Genomic DNA, 4,211 nt, shown 5'->3' on the forward strand with positions numbered 1-4,211 from the left:
CCGACCACCCCCAGGGTTCCCACCACTTGGCCGTCCACTTCATACGGCGCACTGACGATCGACAGGTCCTCAAAAGGGACCACCTGGCTTTCACCACCAATGAAAATGCGTACCCCCTCTGCCCGTCCCGCCACATCCAGCAAACGCATCAACTGCGCCTTTTGTTCGAACAGATCGAAGGCCCGCCGCAAGTGACTCATGTCATGCGCAAAATCGCTGACCGACAACAAATTCTTTTCACCGGAAATAATCACTTCATCACGCGACTCGGCCAGAACCTCCGAGTTGGCAGTCACCGCCGCATTCATCAGACTGGCAATCTCGGCTCGCAAGGACTCCACCTCGTTTTTCAACCGCTCCCGCACCTGCTCAATATCCAGGCCAACGTAGTTGGCGTTCAGGTAGTTGGCCGCTTCGACAAGCTGCTGCTGAGCGTAATCCACTTCCGTGAAGATCACCCGGTTTTGCACATCGCCCTCAGGTGACACGATGATGACCAGCAAGCGCCTTTCCGATAACCTTAAAAACTCGATATGCCTGAAAACGCTGTTGCGACGTGGCGCCACCACCACACCAACAAACTGGGACAGATTCGACAGCAAATTAGCCGCATTGGAGATCACTTTTTGCGGCTGATCAGGTGCCAGACTGTGGCCACTCAAACGACCGCGCTGCACTGTCAGCATGGTGTCTACAAACAGCCGATAACCCCGGGCAGTCGGCACCCGGCCCGCTGACGTGTGAGGACTGGCAATCAGCCCCAATTCCTCCAGATCAGACATCACATTACGGATGGTGGCCGGAGACAGCTCAAGACCTGACGCCTTGGACAAGGTCCGAGACCCTACCGGCTGGCCATCAGCGATATAACGCTCCACCAGCGCTTTGAGCAGTAACTTGGCACGATCATCGAGCATGGTTTCATTTTAGTGATGTAATTTAAGGATGAAGTCCAAATTCCAGCTCGTTGCATTGATCGGCAAGTACCAGACTGTCGCCAGCGGTGCATCCGTTACCAGCTCACGCGAGGCTTTGGAAGCCATCGCCCATTTTCTGCACGACCAGGGGTGTGACGTTGTTCTTGAACAGGACACTGCGCTCAACATGGACCTTACTGGCTACCCTCAATTGACTGTGGCACAGATTGGCGAGCAATGTGATCTGGGTTTGGTGGTGGGAGGTGATGGCACCATGTTGGGCATCGGCAGGCAACTGGCAGCCTATGGTGTGCCCCTGATTGGCGTCAATCAGGGCCGGCTGGGCTTTATCACCGACATTCCTTATGATAATTTTGCCGCCAGTCTAAGCAAAATGCTGCAAGGTGAATACGTGGAGGATCACCGTAGTCTGATGAACGCCAATGTGATGCGCGACGGTCACTGTGTCTACAAGGCCATGGCCATGAACGACGTTGTCGTCAACCGCGGTGCCACCTCTGGCATGGTGGAGTTGCGTGTGGAAGTGGATGGGCACTTTGTGGCCAACCAACGGGCCGACGGCCTGATCATTGCGACACCTACCGGCTCTACCGCCTATGCCTTGTCCTCGGGGGGGCCGCTACTGCATCCGTCCATCCCAGGCTGGGTGATGGTGCCCATTGCTCCGCATACCTTGTCAAATCGTCCCATTGTCCTGGCAAACACCTCGCATATCGCGATTGAATTGGTAGCCGGCCGTGACGCCAGTGCAAGTTTCGATATGCAGTCGCTGGCGTCGCTGATGCACGGTGACCGCATCGAAGTCACCCGGTCCAACCACCATGTGCGTTTTTTGCATCCCAAAGGTTGGTCCTACTTTGACACATTGCGAGGAAAGCTGCACTGGAATGAAGGAGTGACATCAACGTGAGCCTCAAACGCATCGTTTTGCGTGACTTTGTCATCGTCAGTGAGCTGGATCTTGAGCTCACCAATGGGTTCACCGTCTTGACAGGGGAAACTGGCGCTGGCAAATCCATTTTGATTGACGCCTTGCAACTGGTCACCGGCGGGCGGGCCGATGTCAACCTGATTCGGGAAGGTGCCTCCCGCACTGACGTCAGCGCAGAGTTTGAAACCACCCCGGTCATTTCGGCGTGGCTCGAAGAAGCCGGTTTTGAAGTGGATGCCGTGCTGCTTTTGCGTCGCACGGTAGACACGCAGGGAAAGAGCCGCGCCTGGATCAACGGCAGCCCGGCCACCGCCACCCAATTGCGCGCGCTGGGTGAACGACTGCTGGATATTCACGGTCAGCATGCATGGCAGAGCCTGACCCGCCCTGACGCAGTGCGTGGTTTGCTGGATGCCTACGCCAAGGTGTCCACCAATGCAGTTTCGGCACACTGGCATCTGTGGCGTGCCGCACAGGACAGCCTGACCCGGGCGCGCGCCTCGCAAAACTCCTTGTTGAACGAACGCGAACGGCTAACTTGGCAATTGGGTGAGCTGGCAAAACTCTCGCCGACACCGGACGAGTGGCCCGTCCTCAACGCCGAACACGCTCGACTGTCCCACGCTCAGGCCCTGCTGGAAGCTTGTCAGGAAGCCCTGTTGATGCTGGATGAGAACGAAGGTTCCGTCTGCAGCCAAATTGGCAATGTCTCCGAATCGCTACAAAAACAAGAGCACATTGAGCCCATTTTTTCTGGGCTGAACGAGGTTTTGAGTTCCAGTCTTGCACAATTGGAAGATGTCGTACATTCCTTGCGCGTCTACCAGCGCAAAACCGAATTGGACCCGGATCGGCTCAAGGAGCTAGATGAACGCATCGGTCTATGGCTGTCACTCTCGCGCCGCTTTAAGCGTGGCCCCGAGGAGCTTTGCGAACTCGTGTCTGACTGGAAACAACAGTTGGCAACGCTTGATGCAGCATCTGATCTGGCCTCGCTCGAACAGGAACTGGAATCTGCCTGGCAGGCGTATCTGCGTGAGGCCACCCAACTCACACGTGCCCGCAAGAAAGCAGCGCCCCAATTGGCCAAAACCATCACTCAAGCCATGCAGGGGCTGGGTATGCAAGGCGGTCTGTTCGAGGTACAGGTTCATCCAACCGACCAACCTCAACAGACCGGGTTGGAAGACGTTGTTTTTTTGGTGGCAGGACATGCTGGCAGCACACCTCGTCCCGTCAACAAGGTGGCATCAGGTGGGGAGTTGTCCCGTCTGGCTCTGGCCATAGCCGTGACCACCAGCCAGCTGGGCACAGCCCAGACCCTCATTTTTGATGAAGTTGATTCGGGCGTGGGCGGCGCCGTCGCAGAAACCGTAGGTCGCCTCATGTGTCAGCTTGGTGCCGACCGTCAAGTGCTGGCCGTGACCCATTTGCCACAGGTGGCAGCCTGTGCCGATCACCATCTGGTGGTCAGCAAGCAGCTCACAGGCACATCCACCGTCAGCTCAGTCACACCGGTTCTTGGCGAGGAGCGGGTCACCGAATTGGCACGCATGCTTGGCGGTGAACGTATCCTACCCAGCACACGGACACACGCCCGTGACATGCTACAAGTACAGGGGGTATGACATGAGCCAAGTCAAGCACGACGTGCATATCGTTCTCATCACCGGTATGTCCGGCTCAGGCAAATCCGTGGCGCTCCACGCGCTGGAAGACCTTGGTTTCTATTGTGTTGACAACTTGCCTCCCGAACTGCTGATGCCTCTGGTCGAACTGGAACGCTCCAATCACGCTGGCCGTTTGGCCATCGCCATGGACGTGCGCAGTGCCGGCTCGCTTCCCTTGGTGCCAACACAACTGCAACGGCTGAAAACTCAGGGTTATCAGGTGGACTCGATTTTTTTGGATGCCACCACAGAAACACTGATCCGCCGCTTTTCTGAAACCCGGAGACGTCACCCGTTGTCACGAGGCGGTCCGTTGAACACAGGGCAGGATCAACGCCATGCATTGGCCGAAGCCATTGAACTGGAGCGTGATCTGCTCAGTGACCTGCGAATGCAGGCCCATGTGATTGACTCCAGCGTCATTCGGCCAACCCAGCTGCAGAGCTACGTCAAAAAATTTATCGAAACCCCAGGAGAACAATTGACACTGGTCTTCAAATCGTTTTCATATAAACGCGGTATTCCCAGCGATGCTGACTACGTTTTTGATGTACGCATGTTGCCCAATCCCCATTACGAACCCGAGCTCAGCGCATTGACCGGCCAGGACCTGCCTGTCGTCGACTTCCTGAAGCAGCAGCCCGAAGTGGACCGCATGCTTGGCCATATCCG

Annotated in this window: 4 protein-coding genes; 3 read left to right on the forward strand and 1 reads right to left on the reverse strand. The window is 56.5% G+C overall.

The window, feature by feature from the left end; genetic code table 11:
* Positions 1 to 917, reverse strand: a 917-nt coding sequence (gene hrcA, locus PHW99_RS12090; RefSeq protein WP_300177636.1) for a heat-inducible transcriptional repressor HrcA, incomplete at its 3' end; no start/stop codon positions are given.
* Between the two features lie 28 nt (positions 918 to 945).
* Between hrcA and PHW99_RS12095 the strand changes: the two genes are divergently transcribed.
* The 3 genes from PHW99_RS12095 to rapZ form a co-directional block, all read left to right on the forward strand.
* Positions 946 to 1,848: an NAD kinase gene (locus tag PHW99_RS12095; protein ID WP_300177639.1), complete on the forward strand. Its 903-nt coding sequence runs from the start codon at positions 946 to 948 to the stop codon at positions 1,846 to 1,848.
* Positions 1,845 to 3,497 carry a DNA repair protein RecN gene (gene recN, locus PHW99_RS12100; protein WP_300177642.1) on the forward strand — a complete coding sequence of 551 codons (1,653 nt, stop codon included), beginning with the start codon at positions 1,845 to 1,847 and terminating at the stop codon, positions 3,495 to 3,497. The genes PHW99_RS12095 and recN overlap by 4 nt, the downstream gene beginning before the upstream one ends.
* Before the next feature lies 1 nt (position 3,498).
* Positions 3,499 to 4,211: RNase adapter RapZ (gene rapZ, locus PHW99_RS12105; protein WP_300177645.1), on the forward strand; the 713-nt coding region annotated here is incomplete at its 3' end.

The sequence above is a fragment of the Rhodoferax sp. genome, from assembly GCF_028689305.1.
Taxonomy (GTDB): Bacteria; Pseudomonadota; Gammaproteobacteria; order Burkholderiales; family Burkholderiaceae_C; genus Rhodoferax.